Genomic DNA, 20,920 nt, shown 5'->3' on the forward strand with positions numbered 1-20,920 from the left:
CACGGCTGCGGGACGGGTCGGCGCTGACGCCGGGTGGGAACACCGCGGACGGTGGGAACCGCCGCGGAGGCGCGTACGCGCGGTCACCGGCCGACCGCCCCCTCAGTTTCCTCGCTCGGGTCGTACGCGGTGACCAGGTCGGCGTGCCCGCCGGTCGAGCCGTGCCCGCCCTCCCCACGAGCGGAGGCGGGCAGCTCGTCGACCAGTCGGAACTCGGCCCGCTCCACCCGCTGCACCACGAGCTGCGCGATCCGGTCACCCCGGGAGATCTTCGCCGGCCGGACCCGGTCGTGGTTGATCAGGTTGACCAGAATCTCGCCACGGTAACCGGCGTCGACCGTACCGGGCGCGTTGAGCACGGTCACACCGAGCCTGGCCGCGAGGCCCGACCGGGGATGGACCAGCCCGACGTACCCCTCCGGCAGGGCGATGGCGACCCCGGTCCGGACCAGTCGCCGGTCCCCCGGCCCGATCTCGACCTCCTCCGCGGAGACCAGGTCGGCTCCGGCGTCACCGGGATGTGCGTACGACGGCATCGGCAGGTCCGGGTCGAGCCGCCGGACCGGTACGGGCACCACGTGTGTCACGTTGTCACTCTCCTGGAGGTCCCACGGAGCCATCTGGCGGTGGTCCCCCCATCCTGCCGGGTCAACGGGTCGCGCCGCGCCGTACCCTCACAGCGTGGCCCCGACGAGTCCTGATCCCACCGTGGCGGATTCCGCCGTCGTACCCGCCCGCGCCGGGTACGCCGAACGGTTGAGTCTGCCGTGGTGGTGGTGGCTGGCCGGCATCGGGGTGGCCGCGCTGCTCGCCCTGGAGCTCTGGCTCGGCGGGACCGGGGTCCGGGCCTGGCTGCCGTTCGCGGTCCTGCTGCCGCTCGCCGTCGTCGGGCTCGGCTGGCTCGGTCGGATCCGGGTCGCGGTGCACGACGGCGAGTTCCTGGTCGACGACGCCCGACTGCCGCTGCGGTACGTCGCGGACGTGCTCGCCCTGGACGCCGAAGGCCGGCGTGAGGTGCTCGGGGTCGGTGCCGACCCGCTCGCGTTCGTGGTGCAGCGCCCCTGGGTCGCCGGCGCCGTCCAGGTGGTGCTGGACGATCCCGCCGACCCGACCCCGTACTGGGTGGTCAGCTCCCGTCACCCGGTCCGGCTCGCCGAGGCCGTCCTGGCCGCCCGCGACGCGTCGTCCGGGGAGACCGCGACCCGCTGACCGTCCGACGGTCGGCGCCGACCCCGGCCGTTGTGGGGTGTGGCCCGACCGTTCTGGGGTGTGCCCGACCGTCACCGTCCGATCGCCGGCGGGCGCTCACGCAGGTCCTCCCGGATCCGGTTGCCGAGCCCACGGGTGGCCCGGCCGTTCAGGAAGGCCGCCACCGCGGCGCCGGTCAGGAACGGTCCGAGCGTGGTCAGGTTGCGTCCGAAGCGCCGCAGCAGCCGGTCCCGCAGTTCGTTGCGGGCCGCGGTGCCGAGCACCGCACCGACACCCACCCCGGGCAGCAGCGGATTGACTCCCCGTTGCGCCGCCCAGGACCGGAGCAGCGCCGTGGCGCGCTGGCCGCCACCGCCGGGCAGCCTGACGCCGTACGCCTCGTGCAGCTCGCCGATCAGCTTCAGCTCGATGGCGACCACGGCGACGGTCTCGGCGGCCAGCAGGACGGGTGCCGAGAGCAACGTCGGAGTGGCCACCCACTCCACCGCCGCCACGCCTCCGCCGGCGGCGCCGACCCCGGCGGTCGCCCTGGTGGCGTTCCGGACCAGTCGTTCGGCGAGCACGTCGCCGTCCAGGCCGTCGAAGTGCCGCAGCAGCGTTTCCCGGTCCCGGATCGGCACGTGCGGGGCGATCTCGGCGACCACGTCGGTCAACCAGCGCAGCGCCGTCTTCGGCTTGAGTAGCCGCCTTCCGCCCCGCACCCGTACCTGGTCGACGAGCCGGCCGAAGATCCGTCGGCGGCCGGCCCGGTCGAGTTCGTCGTCGGCGAGCGCGCCGACGGTCCTGCCGAGTGTCGCGCCGTCCGCCGGAGGCGAGGTCGTCGCACGAGGCTCAGAGGTCGCACCAGGGTCAGACGTCGTACCGGGGTCGGCGGCGACGGGCGGGGCCGCCGCCGGCTCGTCCGGCCCGGACCACCCGGCCGGTGCCGGGCTCTCCGGTGCCGGGTCGGAACCGCTCATCGTGACCTCCCGCGCCTGCGCGGGGCCCGGTGGCACCGCGCGGATCGAGTCAAGCAGCTACCCGCCCGCGTCGCACCTCGAATCGTGCGCGGCGACCCCCGTCCGTGGAGGTCGCCGCCCCTCCCCCCGAGGAACTCAGGCGCACTCGCGGCAGATCAGCTCGCCGTTGCGCTCCACCGCGAGCTGGCTGCGGTGGTGTACGAGGAAACAGCGCGCGCAGCGGAACTCGTCCGACTGCATCGGCAGCACCTTGACGGTGAGCTCCTCGTCGGCCAGGTCGGCACCGGGCAGTTCGAAGCTCTCGGCGACCTCGGCCTCGTCGACGTCCACGGCAGCCGACTGTGAGTCGACCCGCCGAGCCTTGAGCTCTTCCAGGCTGTCCTCGCCGAGGTCGACCTCGTCGCGACGCGGGGCGTCGTAGTCGGTGGCCATCGGTTTCACTCTCCCATATCGATATAGTCGCTTCCGGTTGTAACGCCGGAAGACGCTGTTTCGGTTCCCGCTGGCCGGCCGTCACTTCCGGTTACCCGCCCCGGCACAGGTCCGGGTCGCGGGTCGCCGGGCGGAACTTCCCCCGCCGAGCGGGGTACCTTACCCCCCTTCGGGCGAGGCATGTATACCGTCCCTGCGGCATGCTTGTACGTCCGAGCGCCCGGAGTTGTTCCCAATGTGACTCAGGCGACACGAAGATAGGGTCAGTGGTCGGCCGATCGTCGTCGGCGCGCCGACGGATCCGCCGGTTTCCACACCCGGTCGGACAACGCCCGGCGCCCCCGGCATACTCGGTAGCCAACGGCGGCCGACCGGCGTCGGCCCGCCGGTTTCTGTCACAGACGAGCTTCGGGGAGCCAACTAGATGAGTTTCGCGCGCGTCCGGGCCCTCGTCGTCGTCGGCGTGCTCGCAGTGGTCGCCGTGGTCTTCGTCGCGGTCACGCTGGTCCGGGACACCCAGGCCGGCAAGGAGGCGGGCGAGGCCTGCCCGCCCGGTGCCAAGCTGGCCGACACCCGACTCCGGTTGCCGAAGGACATCAAGATCAACGTCTACAACGCGACCGACACCCAGGGGCTGGCGAACTCGGTGAAGACCGATTTCCAGAACCGGCAGTTCCAGGTGCTCAAGTCGGGCAACGAGCCGAAGAACAAGGGCGTCGACGACGTCGCCGTACTGCGGTTCGGCCCGAAGGGCCTCGGTTCCTACCACGTGCTGAAGGCGTACTTCCTGAACGAGGCGACGCCCGATTTCCAGATCGACCGCACCGACGACGTGGTGGACGTGGTGATCGGCAGCGACTTCAAGCAGCTCGCCACGATCACCGAGGTGAGCCAGGCGCTGGCCCAGGGCAGCGGCGGACCGCAGCTGCCGGACGGGACCTGCGCCGACCCGAACCTGACCTGAGCCGACCCACCTGCCGCCGCCCCGGTGCCGCACCGGGGCGGCGGTCCGCACGACCCGGGATCCGACGGTGGTCCCGGACGGACAACGGTGGTCCAGGGCAGCCGAACCGGGTCGCCGACGGTTACGGGCCGTCCGTGACACCGAGCCGGGCCAGCCGGTCGTGCAACGGCCCGAACAGCGCCGGCGGCGCGGCGATGAGTAGCTCTCGTCCCGCGGGCGCCCCGGCCAGTCCGGCGACCCGTAGGCCGGCCTCGGCGGCGATCAGCCCGCCGGCCGCGTGGTCCCAGAGGTTGAGGCCCCGCTCGTAGTACGCGTCGACCAGCCCTTCGGCCGCCATGCACAGGTCGATGGAGGCGGCCCCGAAGCGGCGGATGTCCCGGACGTACGTGATCAGCCCGCCGAGTACGGCGGCCTGGTGCGCCCGCCGGGCCGGGTCGTAGCCGAAGCCGGTGCCGACCAGCGCCTGGCCCAGATCACTCTCGGTCGAGCCGTGCAGCCGGCGGCCGTCCCGGTAGGCGCCCCCGCCCCGGGTGGCGGTCCACTCGTCACCGGTGACCGCGTTGCGCACCACTCCGGCGACCACCTCGCCGCCAACCTCGGCGGCCAGTGAGACCGCGTAGTTGGGTAGGCCGTACAGGTAGTTCACGGTGCCGTCGATCGGGTCCAGGATCCACCGTACGGACTCCGGGTCGACCGGACCGGAGCCGGCGGTGTCGCCGTACTCCTCGCCCAGCACGGTGTCGTCGGGCCGCAGGTCTCGCAGCGCCGCCACCACCTCCCGCTCGACCGCCCGGTCGGCGGCCGTGACCACGTCGGTCGCGGTGCTCTTGGTGGAGATTCCGGACACTCCCTCGGCCCGCATCCGGCGCGCGGTCTGGGCCGCCTGCCGGGCGATCTCGACCGCGATCTTCAGCAGTTCCTCGGGAGCCGGCGTTCCGACCCGCATGACGTCCCCTTCCCGCACGCCTGTGACGTGCTGCCCCGACCGCGAGTATCATCCTTACAAAGTCCACACATGTATCGAGTCGGTAGCCCCCGACCGCCTCTCCGGCGTGCGGCGCAGGATGATCGCCGCAGACGGCGTTACAATTCACGCCTGCCCACGCGCCACGGACCGCCGAGCACCGGCCGGCCCGGGACACGGGGGTTCCTCAACCACATCGGCCCGGCACGACGCTCCGCGCTGCGCCGGCCGAAACCGGCCGTGCTCGCTCCATCGCCTCCGGAAGGTCATTCGTGACAGAACCCCGCCACATCGGCGCCGACGTACGCTCGCTCACCGACACCCTGATCGCCCACGCGCGGAACGCCGGCGGCCAGCTCACGTCGGCCGAGCTGGCGCGCACTGTCGAGTCTGCTGAGGTGACTCCGGCCCAGGCCAAGAAGATCCTGCGTGCGCTCTCGGACGCCGGGGTGACCGTGGTGGTCGACGGTTCGGCGAGCACCCGTCGTCGGGTCGCCGCCGCCCGTTCCGCCACCCCCGCCTCCCGGGCGACCACCGCCAAGGCGACGAAGAAGTCGGCTCCGCCGGCACCGAAGCAGGCGCCCGCGGCCGACGAGGGGACCGGCGCGGCGCGTAAGCCCGCGGCCCGTAAGCCCGCCCTCGCCGCCGACGGCGGGTCGCCGACCACTGGCGCCAAGGTGACCGCGAAGTCCGGCGAGGCGCCCGCCAAGGCCGCCGGGAGGGGCACCAAGGCCGCCAAGGCGGCCGGCGCCCCGGCCAAGGCCACCAAGGCGACCGCCGGCAAGAACCTGGACCCGGACGGCCCGGGAGACGGCGACATCGATCCCGAGGAACTCGCCGCCGAGATCGAGGACGTGGTCGTCGACGAGCCGGCCGAGCTGGCCAAGGCGGCCGAGGCGGACGCCGCCGACGCGGCGACCGACAACGACTTCGAGTGGGACGACGAGGAGTCGGAGGCGCTCAAGCAGGCCCGGCGGGATGCCGAGCTGACCGCCTCCGCGGACTCGGTCCGGGCCTACCTGAAGCAGATCGGCAAGGTTCCGCTGCTCAACGCCGAGCAGGAGGTCGAGCTCGCCAAGCGGATCGAGGCCGGCCTCTACGCCGCCGAGCGGCTGCGCGCCGCCGAGGAGGGCGAGGAGAAGCTGGTCCGGGAGATGCAGCGCGACCTGCTGTGGATCTCCCGGGACGGCGAGCGGGCCAAGAACCACCTGCTGGAGGCGAACCTGCGGCTGGTGGTGTCGCTCGCCAAGCGGTACACCGGGCGGGGCATGGCCTTCCTCGACCTGATCCAGGAGGGCAACCTCGGCCTGATCCGCGCGGTCGAGAAGTTCGACTACACCAAGGGCTACAAGTTCTCCACCTACGCCACCTGGTGGATCCGCCAGGCGATCACCCGGGCCATGGCCGACCAGGCCCGCACCATCCGCATCCCGGTGCACATGGTCGAAGTGATCAACAAGCTCGGCCGGATCCAGCGCGAACTCCTCCAGGACCTGGGCCGCGAGCCCACCCCGGAGGAGCTGGCCAAGGAGATGGACATCACACCGGAGAAGGTGCTGGAGATCCAGCAGTACGCCCGGGAACCGATCTCCCTGGACCAGACCATCGGCGACGAGGGCGACAGCCAGCTCGGCGACTTCATCGAGGACTCCGAGGCGGTCGTCGCGGTCGACGCGGTGTCGTTCTCACTGCTCCAGGATCAGCTCCAGCAGGTGCTGCAGACCCTCTCCGAGCGTGAGGCGGGCGTGGTACGGCTGCGTTTCGGGCTCACCGACGGACAGCCCCGGACCCTGGACGAAATCGGTCAGGTGTACGGGGTGACCCGCGAGCGGATCCGGCAGATCGAGTCGAAGACGATGTCGAAGTTGCGGCATCCCTCGCGCTCGCAGGTCCTCCGGGATTATCTCGACTGATCCAAAAAGTCAACCAGTCGTGTCGCTTTGATCACCGGACGTATATCGACCAGTGCTGGCCGGTCGGTTTCCCACCCGTGATCGTTGACGTGGCACCCTGGTTGCACGGCACACTGTCTCTACCACGTGTGACATCGGTCCCCCGGGGGCACACTGGGAAGGCCACACCCCACAAGGGTGTTGCACGATAGGTGAGCAATGACCGACGAGAGTGTTCATCGGTGACGACCGCAGGAGGAAGGCGATGACCCCGACCCTCACGCCGCCGCCCGAGACGGTGGCTCCCCCAGCCGCCGATGAACGGTGCGACCGCTGTAACGCTGCCGGCAAGCTCCGGATCACCCTCGCGGGTGGGAGCGAACTGGTGTTCTGTGGGCATCACGCGAACAAGTACGCCGAGGATCTGGTCAAGATCACGGTACGCTACGCGGTTGACCCGGAATTCAGCTGGCGTGGTGCCGATTTGATGGCGAACTGATCAATCCAGGGACATACGTGACCGGAGGTGCCCAGACCGGGCACCTCCGGTCGTCTCTTCCCCTGGATCGGCTCCCCGTCCGGCAACCACCATCCAGCGGCGGCGTTCCACACGACGCACCGTTCATCAGCAACAACGATCACGACAAGCACCGTTCAGCCCGGCGCGTCCCGAAACGGACCGTTCAGCCCGTGCGCCGGAAACGGAGCCAACCACTCCGCCCGTACCGCCACCGCGGCGGAATCTGATCCGGACGACCCGGATCCACCCGAGTCCCCTAGAGGCTCTGCACGGTGGCGATCCGCTCCTCGAGCTGTTCGATGGTCGCCTGGGCGCTCGGCGGCCCCCCGCACCGTCGGCGCAACTCCGCGTGGATCTTCCCGTGCGGTAGTCCCGTACGGTGGTGGTGCGCGGCGACCAGGGCGTTGAGCTGACGGCGCAGCGTGACCCGACGTTCCGCCGCGCTGAGTGGCCGGGCGGCCGGCTGCGGGGCCGGGGCCGGCTCACCGGTCTGCCGGCGACGCCGCTGGGCGGCCAACTGCTCCGCCTGCCGCTTGTTCAGCAGGGTGGCGACCTGGTCTGCGGTGAGCAGGCCGGGCAGACCCAGATACTCCTCCTCCTCCGGAGTGCCCGCCTGGGCGGCGGTACCGAAGGACGCACCGTCGAAGATCACCTGATCGAGTTCGGCGGTCGCGGAGAGCGCCTCGAACCGCTTCTCCAGTTCCCCACTCGCCTGCTCGGTACGCTGCGCCCGTTCCAGCAGGTCGTCGTCGAACCCCTCGCGCTGTTTCGGCGCCCCCAGTACGTGGTCCCGCTCGGCCTCCATCTCGCTGGCCAGCCCGAGCAGGTGCGGCACGCTGGGCAGGAAGACCGAGGCGGTCTCCCCCTGCCGGCGGGCCCGGACGAACCGGCCGATCGCCTGGGCGAAGAAGAGCGGGGTGGAGGCGCTGGTCGCGTAGACCCCGACGGCGAGCCGGGGGATGTCGACCCCCTCGGACACCATCCGCACCGCGACCATCCAACGCTGCTCGGAGGCGGAGAAGGCCGCGATCCGGTCCGAGGCGCCCTGGTCGTCGGAGAGGACCACCACCGCCTTCTCGCCGGTCACCCGCTCGATCAGCCGGGCGTACGACCGGGCGGCCTGCTGGTCGGTGGCGATCACCAGCCCGGCCGCGTCGGTCATCCCGCCGGCGCGCAGCACCTGCAGCCGGGCGTCCGCGGCCCGCAGCACCTGCGGCATCCAGTCACCCGCCGGGTCGAGCGCGGTACGCCACGCCTGGGCGATCAGGTCCTGGGTCATCGGTTCGCCCAGCCGGGCGGCGAGTTCGTCCCCGGCACTGGTCCGCCATCGGGTCTCCCCGGAGTAGGCGAGGAAGATCACCGGCCGGACGACACCGTCGCCGAGCGCGTCGGAGTAGCCGTACACCGAGTCGGCCCGGGACCGCAGCAGTCCCTCGGTGCCCCGCTCGTACGTCACGAACGGGATCGGGTTGTCGTCGGACCGGAACGGCGTACCGGTGAGCATCAGGCGTCGTACGGCGGGCTCGAAGGCCGCCTTGACACCGTCGCCCCAGGAACGGGAGTCTCCGGCGTGGTGGATCTCGTCCAGGATCACCAGGGTTCGACGGGTCATCGTCCGTCGACGGTGCACCTGCGGCGCCATGCCGACCTGGGCGTACGTGACCACCGCCCCGTGGAAGTCCGCCGACGAGTGCAGGTCGGCGTTGCGGAACGCCGCGTCGAGCTGGATGCCGATCCGGGCGGCCGCCTGGGCCCACTGGGTCTTCAGGTGCTCGGTCGGGGCGACCACGGTCACCGCCTCGACGGTGCCGTCGGCGAGCAGTTCTGCGGCGATGCGCAGCGCGAAGGTGGTCTTACCGGCGCCGGGTGTCGCCACCGCCAGGAAGTCCTCGGAGCGGCGTCGCAGATATTCCACCAACGCCTTGCGCTGCCATGCGCGCAGCGCCGGGAACGACTCGATGGTCGGCAGCCGGGCTCCCACGCAGCACACTCCCCTCCGACGACGGAAATCCGACCCCCACACGGAAACGCCTCCGCGGCCGGTACGCGCGCGAAGGCCGTATCAGCATAACCAGCCGGCACCCCGTGACCCAGGCGACACCAACGGCACACCGGTCACCGCGGCGGCCGGCCGCTCCGGTCCGCGGCGACCGGAGCGGACCAGCGGCGACGCAGCGCCACCAGCCGGACCACAAAAATCATCACGGCGGCGGTGACCAGCGGCCCGGGACCGGCCAGGCCGGTCCGGTCCAGCAGCACCACGACCACCGCGCCGGCCAGGGCCGCCACCGCGTAGATCTCCCGGCGCAGCACCACCGGGATCTCCCCGGTGAGCAGGTCCCGGCCGAGACCACCGCCGATCCCGGTGATCATGCCGACCAGGCAGGCGCCGACCGCCGGCACGCCGACGGTGAGCGCGGCCAGGGTACCGGTGACGGTGAAGAGGGCCAGTCCGGCCGCGTCGAGCACCAGGACCGCGGCCCGCAGCCGGTTGAACTGCGGGTGGAGCCAGAAGACGGCGACGGAGCTGACCGCCGCGGTCGCCGCGTACCGCCAGTCGGCGAAGGCCAGCGGCGGGGTCTCGCCGATCACCAGGTCGCGCAGGATCCCACCGCCCAGGGCGGCGACAAAGCCGACGAGGGTCACCCCGAAGAGATCGAGCCGCTTGGCCACCGCCGCCGACGCGCCGGAGGCGGCGAAGACGGTGACGCCGAGCAGGTCGGCGAGGAGCAGGGCGGTCGAGGCGGTCACCGGATGGAGGCTACGACGTACCCGTCACGACGGCCACCGGGACGACTCCCGGCGACCGGTCCGGCCGGACGCCCCGGCCACGGACCGCCGCCGTCCGCCCCCGCGCCGGGCCGGGTCGCCCCGACCCGGACCACGGTGTGGGGCGGGAACTACTGCTGCGGATCCGGCTTCGGGTCGAAGAACCGGTTGTTGTCCTCGAAGATCTCCTTGCACTCCGGGCAGACCGGAAAGCGACTCGGATCACGCGACGGAACCCACACCTTGCCGCAGAGCGCCTTGACCGGTGTGCCGAGCACGAGAGCCTCGGTCAGCTTGTCCTTGGCGGTGTAGTGCGCGAAACGCTCGTGGTCGCCGTGCTCGAGCGGACGCTCGACGGGCCGTTCGAGGATGCTGCCACTGCTCTGGGGGGCGACGGGTGTACTCACCCGTCCAGTCTTGCAGGTCACCGCCGCACGGTCCACCGGAAGAGGCGCCCGCCGGGGCCGCGCGTACGGTAGGCGACCGTGAACGACTTCCAGATCCGGTACGGCGCCGAGGTCGCCGAGGCACTGCGGGCGGGCCGCCCGGTTGTCGCCTGTGAGAGCACCATCGTCTCGCACGGGCTGCCCCGCCCGGACAACCTGCGGGTGGCCCGGGAGATCGAACAGGCGGTACGGGACAACGGCGCGGTGCCGGCGACCATCGGCATGGTCGCCGGTGAGCTGGTCGTCGGCCTCGACGACGCCCAGTTGACCCGGCTGGCCAGCACGGACGGGGTGGCGAAGCTCTCCGTCCGGGACCTGGCGGTGGCCGCCGCGGCCGGCGTGGACGGGGCCACCACGGTCGCCGCGACCAGCGCGGTGGCCGCCGCCGCCGGCATCCGGGTCTTCGCCACCGGCGGACTCGGCGGAGTGCACCGGGAGGCGGCCCAGACCTTCGACGAGTCGGCCGACCTGACCACCCTCTCCCGCACTCCGATCGCGGTGGTCTGCGCCGGGGTGAAGTCGATCCTCGACGTCGGCGCGACCCTGGAACGCCTGGAGACCCTGGGCGTCGCGGTGGTCGGCTACCGCACCCGGCGCTTCCCCGGTTTTTTCGTCACCGACGGCGGGTTCGACCTCGACTGGGCGGTGGAGTCACCGGAGCAGATCGCCGCCGTGCTGGCGGCCCGGACAGCGCACGGGGTGCAGCCGGCCGCCCTGGTGGTGGCGAACCCGCTCCCCGCCGACGAGCAACTGGACCCGGCGCTGCACGACCGGACCCTGGCCGCCGGGCTGGCCCGGCTCGCCGCCGACGGAATCACCGGCAAGGCGGTGACGCCGTTCCTGCTGGCACACTTCCACTCCGCCACCGAGGGCGCGAGCCTGGCGGTGAACGTGAGGATCATCCTGCGTAACGCGGCCCTCGCGGCGCGGATCGCGGTCGCGGCCGCCGCCCGGGCATGACCTCCCCGGCCCGGCGGCACCGGACCACCTCGCCGCGGATCGTGGTGGTGGGCGACATCGTCACCGACGTGGTGGCGGTGCTCGCCGACCCGCTGGCGCCGGGCTCGGACACCCCGGCGGGGATCCGGTTCACCGGCGGCGGACAGGCCGCCAACACCGCCGCCTGGCTGGCCTGGCGGGGCCACCCGGTAACCCTGGTCGGTGCGGTGGGCGCCGACCGGGAGGGCGAGGCCCGGCTCGCCGAGCTGACCCGGCTGGGCGTGCACTGCCTGGTGCGGCGCTGCCCGGACACCCCGACCGGCACCGTGATCGTGCTCACCCACGACGGGGAGCGGACCATGGTGACCGAGCGGGGTGCCAACCTCCGGCTGACCCCCGACGACGTGACGGCGGCGTTGGCCGAGGCGGCCGACGCGGGGCATCTGCACCTGTCGGCGTACCCGTTGCTGGACGCCGGGTCGCGCGGGGCCGGGCTGCGCGCGCTGGTCGCGGCGCGCGCACGTGGGCTCACCACCAGCGTCGACGCCGCCTCTGCGGCACCGTTGCGCCAGGTCGGTGCGGCGACCTTCCTGACCTGGGTACGCGGCGCCGACCTGCTGCTCGCCAACGCGGACGAGGCGGCTGTGCTGACCGGCCCCGGCTCGCCGGCCGCCCGGGCCCGCTCCCTGACCGGAGCGGTACGGCACGCGGTGGTGAAGAGCGGCGCCGCCGGTTCGGTCTGGGCCGAACGGCACGGGGTGGTGGTCGAGTCGGCGGCCCGTCGGGTGCCGGTCCGGGACGTGACCGGGGCCGGGGACGCCTTCGCCGCCGGCCTGCTGTCGGCCTGGGTGGCCGGGGCGGGCCCGGCCGAGGCGCTGCGGCACGCCGCCGAACTGGGCGCGGTGGCGGTCTCGGTGGTCGGCGCCCGTCCGGTGCCGACCGCGACCGGCGGGCGCTGAGCACCGGCGGGCTGTGAACCGTCGGTCAGCCGGCCTCGCGGCGGGCTGCGGCGATCAGCCGGTCGAACGTCTCCACCAGTACGGCGCGTCGGGCCGCCTGATGCTCGGCCGACGACACCAGTTCGTCGATGTAGCCGTCCCAGACCTCCAGGTACCGCTGCTTCCATCCGGTCGCGACCTCGGGGGACGGCAGCATGACGCCCACGTACTGCCGTTCGGCGAGCTGGTACAGGAGTTCGGCGTTGCACGGCACCGCCACGCCCCAGTACTCGTCCGGCTCGATCTTGCCCGGGTCTCCCGACATCGCCTCGGTGATCTCCGTCAGCAGACGGTCGGTGATCATCGAGAGGTGGTCCGCCGCGGTGTCGTTGTCGAAGTTCCCGTTACCCCAGTTGCCCACGATCGCTCCCCCACACCGCTCCCGGTCCCGTCCCGGGCCGGAACGGCCAGCCGACGGTATCGATCATCGATCGGTGAGGCTACCCGTCGCCCGGAGTGCCGGCCCGGCCCGGCATCGCGGTCGGCGGACGGCGGTCGGCCCGGTGCGGATATCCCGGCGGCGCTGTCGGCGGCGGGTCAGGGCTCGGCGTCGATGATCCGGTGCGGACGTTCCTCGGCGGCGAGCGCCCGGGGTGGGGTCTCGTCGGTGTGCCGACGACGTAGCCGGGTGGCCAGCCGGTGCTGTTCCTTCGGCGGCCGGTCGTTGGCGAGCAGCACCGCCAGCCAGGGGATCAGGACCATGCCGAGCGCGCAGAGCGGCAGCCAGAGCCAGAGCATCGGTGCCTTGGCGATGACCAGGACGGCACCGACGACGATGCAGACCGCCCGGATGGCCATCATCACGATGTACCGACGCTGACGGCTCCGCAGCTGGTCGTCCTGGCTACGCGAGGCGTCGGTGATCAGGATCGGCTGGTACGCCTGACGCTTCACCGCGGTCCTCCCCGGGGTTGCTGGGCACCCGTCCGTGGAGGCGGTTCCGTCCCCGGATGCCACGACCCATCCTCGCACTCCGTCGGGGTACGGCGACGGGCAGCCGCTGACCCCGGCATCGCGTGTTACGTACGTGGTACGCTCCCCCCGTGGGCAGCAGGTTCAGCTTCACCGACGAGGCGTTGGGAAACCTGAGGGTCCACGACGTCACCCCCGGCGAGGTGTGGGAGGCGTTGCACAGCACGCGCCGGGTCATCCGGCACCTCGGCGACGACGTGATGGTCGTCTACGCGACCGCACGGCGCGGGCGACGGCTGGCGATCCTGCTCGCCGAAGCCGATCAGATCGACAACGACTGGGACATCCTCTCCGCGCGCGACCTCACCGACATCGAGTCCAAGCGCTACGAGGAGACGATCCAGCGGCGGCGAGCATGAGTCCGCCGAGGCCGGACGGGTACGCCACGGCCCACCAGGTCCAGGTCCCCGCACCGGGCACGAGGATGACGAGGAGGCGCTGATCATGAATCGACACGACGCGACGAAGCGGTTCCACTCCGGCGACGAGCAGGTCGCGGATCTGCTCGACGGCGCGCCACCGGTCGAGCTGCCCACCCCGGACACGGACGTCCCGATGGTCAGCCGGTCGGTACGACTGCCGCTGGACACCTACGAACGGGTACGCGCGGCGGCCGACGCCCGGGGCATCGGGGTCACCACCCTGATGCGGCAGTGGATCGAGGCGGGGCTGGCCGACCTCGACGACTCCGCGACCGTCTCGCTCGCCGACGTACGCCGTGCGCTGGCCGCACTCGCCGCCCACCCGCACGCCGCCTGAGCCGTCACACCCGCCGGACGGCCCGGTGTTGCTGATCCGGTGTTGCTGATCCGGTGTCGCCCGCGTCGCCACCGGGCCGCCCCGCCCTCGACCCGGTCACCGCTGACCCACGTCGCCACCGGGCCGCCGAGGCGCGTTGTCAGCTGGCCGAGGCGGCCTTGGCGGCGGCTTTCACCTGCTGCTTGTGCTCGCGTACCCGGACCAACGACGCCTCGTCGGTGACGTCCGCGACCGAGTGGAAGATTCCGTCGGCGCCGTACGTCCCAGCCGCCTCCCGCCAGCCGGGTGGCTGGACCCCGAACCGCTTGCCGAGCAGGGCGAGGAAGATCTGCGCCTTCTGCCGGCCGAACCCGGGCAGTCCGGTGAGCCGGCTGAGCAGCTCGGCGCCGGTCTCCGCCCCGGACCACAGCCGGGTCGGGTCGCCGTCGTACTGGTCGACGAGGGTTCGGCAGACCTCCTGCACCCGGGCCGCCATCGCCTTGGGGAACCGGTGCAGGGCGGGCCGCTCGGCGAAGATCGCGGTCAGCGCCTCCGGGTCGTAACCGGCGAGTTCGGCGGCGTCCGGTTCGTGCCCGAGCCGCCGCGTCAGCTCGTACGGGCCGGCGAAGGCCTTCTCCATCGAAACCTGTTGGTCGAGCACCATGCCGACCAGCAGCGCCAGCGGGTTACGCCGGAGCAGTTCGTTGGCCTCGGCGGCGATGGGCAGCGAGAGCGTCATGGCGACATGCTGTCACCACGGCCCCCGGGCGGCGACAGGACCCGCCCACCGGCGGTGACCTGCGGCACCCCGGGCGTGCGCCGTGACGACCGGTCAGCTGACCGGTCGACCGTCGTCGTGGTCGACGCCGGGACACGTGGTCCACGCCGGGACACGTGGTCGCACCGGTCAGCCGCACCGCGGGCACGAGGCCGTCCACCGGTGGCCCCCCGCAGGTAGCCTGGGAGCAGGGCCTCGCCCGGAAGAACAACGACACCCGACCCAGACCGCAGATCACCTCTCTCCGGAACGGAGCAGAAATGATCATCGCGACCACGCTCACCGCCCTGGCCGCCGTCGTGGCGGTCAGCCTGCTGGCCCTGCGCCGTCAACCCGCCGACCGGCAGCCCCTGTTCCGCCGGGCGGTACTGACGATCACCATCCTGGTCGCCATCGCGCTCCTGCCGTTGACCGTACGGGACTCCGGGTCGGCGGCGTCCTTCCTGCTCGGCGTACCGGTGCTCGCCGCCGCGATACCGGCGCTCGCCCAGCGCCTCGGCGTGCGGACGGGCTTCGTGGACCTCGGCGCGGCGGTCGTCATCGGCGGCTGGGGTCTGCTGCTCGCACTCGGCGGGCTCGGCATCGCCTTCCTGCCGTCCGCACTGCTGTCGCTGGTCGGCGCCACCCAGCATCCGGCGACCCGCCCGTCGTCCACCACCTGACCCGCCGGGCACGCCGGCTCGGTCCGGGAGATCCGCGGCACGACAACGGTCGATGTTGCCGGAGCCGGGCGCGCCGTGTTGGAATGGCTCATATCGCCGCAGTGCGGGGGCAACCACACTGGGAACGGCCACCACCGGGAGCAACCACCAGCGCCTGATCGGCACAGCCCTGCCCGTCGGCACCGCCCTGCCCATCGGCACCGCCGGCCGGTCGACACCGTCCATCCGTCGACAGGGTCCGGTGCGGGGTGACGGCCCCCGGCCTCCCTGGCGGCGAAGCACGCGACGGCACACCTCCGGGCACCAGCACCAGCCGGACGCGGATCCGAATCGGACCCGTCCGGACCGACGTTCTGACCAGACCGGCGAGGTGAGGCACGATCATGTTTTCCCGTAGCAGTTTCGCGGGGTGGTACCGCAACCGCTTCGTGTGGGTGGGGGTCATCCTGCTGGCGGCGTCCGCCACCGCGGTCGTACTGGTCAACACCGCCGGTTCGAAGGCCCGTCCGGCGGACCTGAAGGCCCAGCTCACCGCCCAGATACGCGGCGTACTCGAACAGGCCGACGCGTCCGCGCACCAGCACCAGCACCACACCGGGGCGGCCAACGCCCAGGCGGATGGCGAAAAGGCACCGGTGGTCTGCGGGATCAACGTGTACGGCTTCGAGCCGTCGACCGCCACCGTCCTCACCGACGTCAAGACGGTGTACGCCTTCCACCTGTGCGGGATCGCGGAGCAGAAGCGCCCGTGGGACTGGGCGGTCAAACTGGTCGGTCCAGTGATCATGGACATGTCGACCGACCCACCCGGCATCCAGGTCGTCGAGGCGACCGAGAACGTCCGGTTCGTCGACCGGCTCCGGGAGATGTTCCCCGACCCGTACGAGGCGCAGGCGCTCAAGGAGGCCCTCCCCGAGTCGGAGATGACGGACCTGCGGCGGCGGTACGACGCCGCGGCCGGGCTGTGACACCGCCGCGCCGCGACCCGGCACCCCGGGCCCACCCCGCCGGCGCCGGGTGGACAACCGGGGTACCCGGACCCGGCGGATAAACTCCGCACGGCTCCGGCGGCCGCCGGGGACCAGGACCGATGGTCGGGACCGGTACGACCCCGAGGTGGTCCGGCTCCGGCACAGCGCACCGGGTCGGCACCCTCCGGGGCGGTACGGCCGCGGCCGTACCCGAGTGGAGGCCAACGCGTGACAACGCCGAGCCGACCCGAGCTGGCCGAGCGACTCGACCTGGCGCCCCACCCGGAGGGTGGCTGGTTCCGGGAGACCTGGCGGTCGGCCCAGACCTTCACCCCGGCCGGCTACCCCGGGCCGCGCAGCGCGGCCACCGCGATCTACTTCCTGCTGCATCCGGGCGAGCGGTCCCGCTGGCACGTGGTCCGCTCCGACGAGCTGTGGCTGTGGCACTCCGGCGGCCCGCTCCGGCTGCGCCTGGCAGGTGGGGCGGAAACACCCGACCCGCGACCGGACGAGGTCCTGCTCGGCACCGACCTGGCCGCCGGCGAGCAGCCGCAGGTGCTGATCCCGGGCGGCGTGTGGCAGGCCGCCGAACCCGCCGGCGACCAACCCGTGCTGGTCAGCTGCGTCGTCGCACCCGGCTTCGACTTCGCCGACTTCCGACTCGACTGACTGTGGGCGTCGCGGGGTCAGCGCCGGCCGGAGCGCGTCACGCCGGTCAACGCCAGCCGGAACTCCCGGCCCGGCAGGCGTGTTCCCACTCGGCCTCGGTCGGCAGCCGGTACCCGTCGGCGGACACCTCCCAGTCGGCACCGTCACCATCGGGGTGCGGGCGGCACGCGGGCGTCAGTCCGTCCCGTCGGGACAGCGCCTTGCAGAACCGGACCGCGTCCCCCGAGGAGACGGTCTCGACGGGTAGCCGGTCGCCCCGGACACTGCTCGGGCGTTCCCCGGTGAGGCGGGCGGTACGCGGGCATCAGTTCCGGTGACCGGTGCGGCGGCGATCCGGTACGGCGCGAGTGCGCCCGACCAACTGCGCCGGGTCCGGCGGTCCGACAGCGTCACCCGGCCGGCGGGGATCGGGACCAGGTCGGTCCCCGCGTCGGCGTCCGTCGCCGGATAGCTGCTCGTGTCCATCAGCAGGCGAGCCTACCGACGCCCCGCCCACGCACCGTGACCCGGTTCGCGACCGGCGCCCGAACCGGCAGCATGGGCAGCAACGACGGCCACTACTACTGGAGCGGTCGACTGCCCTCCGGCAAGAGCGGTCACCACATCATCTACTCCGTGTGGACCCGCTCCGACAGCCAGGAGACCTTCTACGGCTGCTCCGACGTGACCTTCTGACCAGCCGTCGCTCGGCCCTGCCGAGCGGTCCCGGCGCGCGCGACGGACGCGACGGACCAACCTGGGCCGGCCGGAACCCGACACCGGGTCCCGGCCGGCCCGCCCGGAAACCGGCGCGAGGGACGTCCCCGACCCCGGGTACGCGCCATCACCGACCGATTCCCCGGGGGTTGCGGGCGAGACCACCGGCGGCGCCGGGCAGGATGGACGCCGTGGACGGAGACGACATGCTGCTGTCCCCCACTGGGGTGGACCAGCTCCGAGAGGCGCTCACCAGCGCCGGGTACACGTCGGGCGGGATCGCCGGCCGGCTCGGTGCACCGGCGACCAGCGCCCTGGCCCGCAACGACTTCCGGGCCGCTCTGCGGGCCACCGAGGACCGGGACCGGCTCGGCACGCTGATCCGGCTCTTCGTCTGCGGTCAGACCGAGCCGAAGGCGGCGGTACGCGCCGCACTCGGGCCGCTGCCGCTGGCCGACGCGCTCGCTGCCGGACTTGTCGAACCGTCCGGTGACGGGCTGCGACAGGGCGTCGACCTGGAGCCGTACGGCGACTCCTGGTGGGTGCTGTCCGACGTGCCGGCGAGCGCCCGGCCCGGCCAGCCGCTGGCGCCGGACCACGTCCTGGGAGTCGGCGGGGCGACCACCACCCTGGTGGGTGCGACGATCCGACGTCCCGTCGGCACCGCCCTGGACCTCGGCACCGGCAGCGGCGTCCAGGCCCTGCACCTGACCACCCACGCCAGCTCGGTCACCGCGACGGACGTCTCCGAACGCTCGCTGCGTTTCGCCGCGACCACCGCGGCGCTGAACGGACAGCGGTGGGAACTGCTCCGGGGCGACCTGGTCGCGCCGGTGGCCGGCCGCCGGTTCGACCTGGTGGTGAGCAACCCGCCGTTCGTGGTCGGCCCCGGTACGACGACCCACAGCTACCGGGACTCGGGACGGGTCGGCGACGGTGTGGCGGCGGAACTGGCCGCCGCCGCGCCGAACCTGCTCACCGAGGGTGGCACCATGCAGTACCTGGCCAACTGGCTGCACGTGACCGGTGAGGACTGGGGCGAGCGGGTGGCGGGCTGGTTCGCCGGTACCGGCCTGGACGCCTGGGTCATCCAGCGCGAGGTCGCCGACCCGATGGCGTACGTCAACCTGTGGCTCTCCGACGCGAGCGAGACCGCCGACCCGCACCGGGCGGCCGCCTGGCTGGACTGGTTCGACGCGCAGAAGGTGGAGGCGGTCGGGTTCGGGCTGGTCAGCCTGCGCCGGGCCGGACACGACGACCCGGTGGTCCGGGTCGAGGACCTGCGCCAGCAGGTGGAGCCGCCGTTGGGCGACCAGATCGCCGGCTGGTTCGACCGGCAGGACTGGCTGCGCGCCCAGGACGACACGACGCTGCTGGGCACCCGGTTCCGGGCGGCGGACGGGCTGCAGCTGCGCCAGGAGGCGACGATGGGCGACGACGACTGGGTGGTGGACCGGCAGGTGCTCGCCATGTCGCACGGGTTGCGCTGGACCGAGGAGATCGACCCGCTGGTGCTCGCCCTGGTCGGTGGCGCCAACGGTCAGGTGCCGCTGCGTGATCAGCTCGCGGTGCTGGCGCTCGCGCACGACGTACCGGCCGAGGATCTCGCCGACGTGGCCGCACCGATCATCGGACACCTCGTCGAGCGGGGCTTCCTGGCACCCGTGGCAGACTGACCGCCGTGCGTGCGGTGGTGCAGACGGTCAGCCGGGGCAGGGTGACGGTGGACGGTGCGGTGGTCGGGGAGATCTCCGACGGCCTGCTGGTGCTGCTCGGGGTGACCCATTCCGACAGCGTGGAAACCGCCGCGACGATGGCCCGGAAGGTGCACGAGCTGCGAGTCCTGGACGACGACCGGTCGGCCGCGGAGACCGGGGCACCGATCCTGCTGGTCAGCCAGTTCACCCTGTACGGGGACGCCCGCAAGGGGCGGCGACCGAGCTGGACCGCGGCGGCCCCGGCCGAGGTGGCCGAGCCGTTGGTGACCGCGGTCGTCGAGGCGCTACGTGCCCGGGGCGCCACCGTGGAGACCGGCCGGTTCCGGGCCCAGATGTTGGTCGAGAGCGTGAACGTCGGTCCCCGTACGGTGCTGCTCGATCTCTGACCTCCGGTGCGTCCGTCCGCCGGCCGGGTTCGCCGGCCGGGTTCGCCGGCCGGGTTCGCCGGCCGGGTTCGCCGGCCGGGTTCGCCGGCCGGGTTCGCCGGCCGGGTTCGCCGGCCGGGTTCGCCGGCCGACGGACGCACCGCGCAGTGGAACAGGCCGCTCAGTGGAACAGGCCGCGCTTGCGCAGGGACTGCCGCAGCCAGCCGTCGAGTTCGGTCGCCCAGTCGGTCCGGTCCACCAGCGCGTAGTCGACGCTGAACCGGCCGAACGCGTCGCGTCCCTCGGTGAACAGGCCGCCCCGCTTGTCGATCTCCAACACGATCTGCAGCTCCTGCGGGGTGGCGACGAAGGTCAGCTCCAACTGGTTGATCGCCCCGGCGTACTGCGGGCCGGGATAGAACTCGATCTCCTGGTAGAACGGCAGCGTCTGGCGTACGCCGTAGATGTGCCCGCGTTCGACGTCGGCCCGGCTGAACCGGAAGCCGAGCCGGAGCAGGGCCGCGATGATCTGTTCCTGGGCCGGGAGCGGATAGACCGCCACCGGGTCGAGGTCCCCCTTGTCCACCGCCCGGGCCACCTCGAGTTCGGTCCGCAGGCCCATCGTCATGCCGTGCAGATGCTGGCCGGCGACCTCGGTGATCGGGGTCTCCCACGGCACCTCGAAGCGGAACGGGATGTCCCGGCGTTCGCCGGCGTCGAGTCGGAACGCACCGACCGCCTGTTTGCGGTGGAACTCCTGGGTGGTGTCGTACTCGGCGTCGCCGCCCTCCACCTCGACCCGGGTGACCAGGCCCAGTGAGACGTAGGAGATGTCGACCGGGTGGTCGCCGCCGGCGACGTGGATCTGGCCCTCGAGATATCCGCCCGGCCGGCAGTTGGGGTTGGCCAGCACCGTCTCCACCGACGGGCCGCCGACCCCCAGCGCCTGCATCAACCGCTTGAAGACCATCGTCTCCTCCGTCCATGGTCCGTCGTCCGCGCTCCGGACGCCCGTCCCAGCTTCGGCGTCCGCCCGACCGCTGGCACGTTAGCGTCAGCTGGCAAGCCTGGGCCGGGCCGGCGTCAGCCGCCGGTCGCGACAAAAGCTGAGACTTCCGGCAAATCGTCGCTCGCCAACTCCCGGATTCATGCCATCCGGACGATCTCCTCACCTCGGCTTCACGCCCTACCCGCCAAGCTAGGTGTCACCAGCGCGGTTGTCCGCTGGGACGCGCCACTTTGTCGAAGCGGGGAGGCGA

24 protein-coding genes and 2 pseudogenes are annotated in these 20,920 nt (G+C 72.5%); 14 read left to right on the forward strand and 12 right to left on the reverse strand.

Annotation, left to right across the window (positions count from 1 at the left end; genetic code table 11):
* Positions 1 to 83: 83 nt before the first annotated feature.
* Positions 84 to 620 carry a dUTP diphosphatase gene (gene dut / locus ABGB21_RS27810; protein ID WP_347652032.1) on the reverse strand — a complete coding sequence of 179 codons (537 nt, stop codon included), beginning with the start codon at positions 618 to 620 and terminating at the stop codon, positions 84 to 86.
* A gap of 88 nt (positions 621 to 708) precedes the next feature.
* On the opposite strand from dut, the gene ABGB21_RS27815 reads away from it, so the two are divergent.
* Positions 709 to 1,209 carry a DUF3093 domain-containing protein gene (locus ABGB21_RS27815; protein ID WP_347652237.1) on the forward strand — a complete coding sequence of 167 codons (501 nt, stop codon included), beginning with the start codon at positions 709 to 711 and terminating at the stop codon, positions 1,207 to 1,209.
* Between the two features lie 71 nt (positions 1,210 to 1,280).
* Here ABGB21_RS27815 and ABGB21_RS27820 read toward each other — a convergent pair whose 3' ends face one another.
* Together ABGB21_RS27820 and ABGB21_RS27825 are read right to left on the reverse strand one after the other, a co-directional pair.
* A complete protein-coding gene (locus ABGB21_RS27820; RefSeq protein ID WP_347652033.1) occupies positions 1,281 to 2,168 on the reverse strand; it encodes a hypothetical protein in 888 nt (295 codons plus the stop codon).
* A 135-nt stretch (positions 2,169 to 2,303) separates the two neighbouring features.
* Entirely contained in the window at positions 2,304 to 2,600 is a 297-nt protein-coding gene (locus tag ABGB21_RS27825) for a DUF4193 domain-containing protein (RefSeq protein WP_203861001.1), read from the reverse strand.
* A 424-nt stretch (positions 2,601 to 3,024) separates the two neighbouring features.
* Between ABGB21_RS27825 and ABGB21_RS27830 the strand changes: the two genes are divergently transcribed.
* Positions 3,025 to 3,564: a LytR C-terminal domain-containing protein gene (locus ABGB21_RS27830; protein WP_347652035.1), complete on the forward strand. Its 540-nt coding sequence runs from the start codon at positions 3,025 to 3,027 to the stop codon at positions 3,562 to 3,564.
* Between the two features lie 121 nt (positions 3,565 to 3,685).
* Here ABGB21_RS27830 and ABGB21_RS27835 read toward each other — a convergent pair whose 3' ends face one another.
* The gene (locus ABGB21_RS27835; RefSeq protein ID WP_347680285.1) at positions 3,686 to 4,510 is read right to left on the reverse strand and encodes an inositol monophosphatase family protein; all 825 of its coding nucleotides are present in this window, start codon (positions 4,508 to 4,510) and stop codon (positions 3,686 to 3,688) included.
* A 290-nt stretch (positions 4,511 to 4,800) separates the two neighbouring features.
* Between ABGB21_RS27835 and ABGB21_RS27840 the strand changes: the two genes are divergently transcribed.
* Positions 4,801 to 6,441 (forward strand): RNA polymerase sigma factor, encoded by a 1,641-nt coding sequence (locus tag ABGB21_RS27840; RefSeq protein WP_347652038.1) that lies wholly within the window; start codon positions 4,801 to 4,803, stop codon positions 6,439 to 6,441.
* A gap of 244 nt (positions 6,442 to 6,685) precedes the next feature.
* Positions 6,686 to 6,919, forward strand: a complete 234-nt coding sequence (locus tag ABGB21_RS27845) for a hypothetical protein (RefSeq protein ID WP_101371992.1) — start codon at positions 6,686 to 6,688, stop codon at positions 6,917 to 6,919.
* 277 nt (positions 6,920 to 7,196) lie between these two features.
* On the opposite strand, the gene ABGB21_RS27850 is transcribed toward ABGB21_RS27845, so the two are convergent.
* The 3 genes from ABGB21_RS27850 to ABGB21_RS27860 all read right to left on the reverse strand — a co-directional run bounded on the left by ABGB21_RS27850 (position 7,197) and on the right by ABGB21_RS27860 (position 10,116).
* Positions 7,197 to 8,921, reverse strand: a complete 1,725-nt coding sequence (locus ABGB21_RS27850) for a DEAD/DEAH box helicase (RefSeq protein WP_347680287.1) — start codon at positions 8,919 to 8,921, stop codon at positions 7,197 to 7,199.
* 134 nt (positions 8,922 to 9,055) lie between these two features.
* Complete coding sequence (locus tag ABGB21_RS27855) at positions 9,056 to 9,691, reverse strand: TRIC cation channel family protein (protein WP_347680289.1); 636 nt, start codon at positions 9,689 to 9,691, stop codon at positions 9,056 to 9,058.
* A gap of 149 nt (positions 9,692 to 9,840) precedes the next feature.
* The gene (locus ABGB21_RS27860) at positions 9,841 to 10,116 is read right to left on the reverse strand and encodes a DUF3039 domain-containing protein (protein WP_347652041.1); all 276 of its coding nucleotides are present in this window, start codon (positions 10,114 to 10,116) and stop codon (positions 9,841 to 9,843) included.
* Between the two features lie 78 nt (positions 10,117 to 10,194).
* On the opposite strand from ABGB21_RS27860, the gene ABGB21_RS27865 reads away from it, so the two are divergent.
* Both ABGB21_RS27865 and ABGB21_RS27870 read left to right on the forward strand, forming a co-directional pair.
* Positions 10,195 to 11,115 carry a pseudouridine-5'-phosphate glycosidase gene (locus tag ABGB21_RS27865; protein ID WP_347652042.1) on the forward strand — a complete coding sequence of 307 codons (921 nt, stop codon included), beginning with the start codon at positions 10,195 to 10,197 and terminating at the stop codon, positions 11,113 to 11,115.
* Positions 11,112 to 12,053, forward strand: a complete 942-nt coding sequence (locus ABGB21_RS27870; RefSeq protein WP_347652043.1) for a sugar kinase — start codon at positions 11,112 to 11,114, stop codon at positions 12,051 to 12,053. The genes ABGB21_RS27865 and ABGB21_RS27870 overlap by 4 nt, the downstream gene beginning before the upstream one ends.
* Positions 12,054 to 12,078: 25 nt before the next feature.
* Here the strand turns inward: ABGB21_RS27870 and ABGB21_RS27875 are convergent, their stop codons facing one another.
* Both ABGB21_RS27875 and ABGB21_RS27880 read right to left on the reverse strand, forming a co-directional pair.
* Positions 12,079 to 12,453: a DUF4259 domain-containing protein gene (locus ABGB21_RS27875; RefSeq protein WP_347652044.1), complete on the reverse strand. Its 375-nt coding sequence runs from the start codon at positions 12,451 to 12,453 to the stop codon at positions 12,079 to 12,081.
* Between the two features lie 176 nt (positions 12,454 to 12,629).
* Positions 12,630 to 12,986 (reverse strand): DUF3099 domain-containing protein, encoded by a 357-nt coding sequence (locus tag ABGB21_RS27880; RefSeq protein WP_347652045.1) that lies wholly within the window; start codon positions 12,984 to 12,986, stop codon positions 12,630 to 12,632.
* Between the two features lie 149 nt (positions 12,987 to 13,135).
* Between ABGB21_RS27880 and ABGB21_RS27885 the strand changes: the two genes are divergently transcribed.
* Together ABGB21_RS27885 and ABGB21_RS27890 are read left to right on the forward strand one after the other, a co-directional pair.
* A complete protein-coding gene (locus tag ABGB21_RS27885; RefSeq protein ID WP_347652046.1) occupies positions 13,136 to 13,423 on the forward strand; it encodes a hypothetical protein in 288 nt (95 codons plus the stop codon).
* An 85-nt stretch (positions 13,424 to 13,508) separates the two neighbouring features.
* A complete protein-coding gene (locus tag ABGB21_RS27890; protein ID WP_347652047.1) occupies positions 13,509 to 13,823 on the forward strand; it encodes a hypothetical protein in 315 nt (104 codons plus the stop codon).
* A gap of 139 nt (positions 13,824 to 13,962) precedes the next feature.
* On the opposite strand, the gene ABGB21_RS27895 is transcribed toward ABGB21_RS27890, so the two are convergent.
* Positions 13,963 to 14,541, reverse strand: a complete 579-nt coding sequence (locus tag ABGB21_RS27895; RefSeq protein WP_347652049.1) for an HhH-GPD-type base excision DNA repair protein — start codon at positions 14,539 to 14,541, stop codon at positions 13,963 to 13,965.
* Between the two features lie 299 nt (positions 14,542 to 14,840).
* Between ABGB21_RS27895 and ABGB21_RS27900 the strand changes: the two genes are divergently transcribed.
* The 3 genes from ABGB21_RS27900 to ABGB21_RS27910 all read left to right on the forward strand — a co-directional run bounded on the left by ABGB21_RS27900 (position 14,841) and on the right by ABGB21_RS27910 (position 16,882).
* Positions 14,841 to 15,242 (forward strand): hypothetical protein, encoded by a 402-nt coding sequence (locus tag ABGB21_RS27900; protein WP_347652050.1) that lies wholly within the window; start codon positions 14,841 to 14,843, stop codon positions 15,240 to 15,242.
* Between the two features lie 383 nt (positions 15,243 to 15,625).
* Positions 15,626 to 16,210: a hypothetical protein gene (locus ABGB21_RS27905; RefSeq protein ID WP_347652051.1), complete on the forward strand. Its 585-nt coding sequence runs from the start codon at positions 15,626 to 15,628 to the stop codon at positions 16,208 to 16,210.
* A 231-nt stretch (positions 16,211 to 16,441) separates the two neighbouring features.
* On the forward strand, positions 16,442 to 16,882 hold the full coding sequence (locus ABGB21_RS27910; RefSeq protein WP_347652052.1) for a cupin domain-containing protein: 441 nt from the start codon (positions 16,442 to 16,444) through the stop codon (positions 16,880 to 16,882).
* Positions 16,883 to 16,937: 55 nt separating this feature from the next.
* On the opposite strand, the pseudogene ABGB21_RS27915 reads toward ABGB21_RS27910, so the two are convergent.
* Positions 16,938 to 17,347 (reverse strand): annotated as a pseudogene (locus tag ABGB21_RS27915) (SUMF1/EgtB/PvdO family nonheme iron enzyme); the annotation flags it as partial.
* Positions 17,348 to 17,383: 36 nt separating this feature from the next.
* On the opposite strand from ABGB21_RS27915, the pseudogene ABGB21_RS27920 reads away from it, so the two are divergent.
* The 3 genes and pseudogenes from ABGB21_RS27920 to dtd form a co-directional block, all read left to right on the forward strand.
* A pseudogene (locus tag ABGB21_RS27920) lies at positions 17,384 to 17,554 on the forward strand (lytic polysaccharide monooxygenase); the annotation flags it as partial.
* 215 nt (positions 17,555 to 17,769) lie between these two features.
* On the forward strand, positions 17,770 to 19,254 hold the full coding sequence (locus ABGB21_RS27925) for a methyltransferase (RefSeq protein WP_347652053.1): 1,485 nt from the start codon (positions 17,770 to 17,772) through the stop codon (positions 19,252 to 19,254).
* Between the two features lie 5 nt (positions 19,255 to 19,259).
* Positions 19,260 to 19,682, forward strand: a complete 423-nt coding sequence (gene dtd, locus ABGB21_RS27930) for a D-aminoacyl-tRNA deacylase (protein ID WP_347652055.1) — start codon at positions 19,260 to 19,262, stop codon at positions 19,680 to 19,682.
* A gap of 160 nt (positions 19,683 to 19,842) precedes the next feature.
* On the opposite strand, the gene ABGB21_RS27935 is transcribed toward dtd, so the two are convergent.
* The gene (locus ABGB21_RS27935; protein ID WP_347652056.1) at positions 19,843 to 20,631 is read right to left on the reverse strand and encodes a sporulation protein; all 789 of its coding nucleotides are present in this window, start codon (positions 20,629 to 20,631) and stop codon (positions 19,843 to 19,845) included.
* Positions 20,632 to 20,920 lie beyond the last annotated feature (289 nt).

Source organism: Plantactinospora sp. B24E8, from assembly GCF_039871735.1.
GTDB lineage: Bacteria > Actinomycetota > Actinomycetes > Mycobacteriales > Micromonosporaceae > Plantactinospora.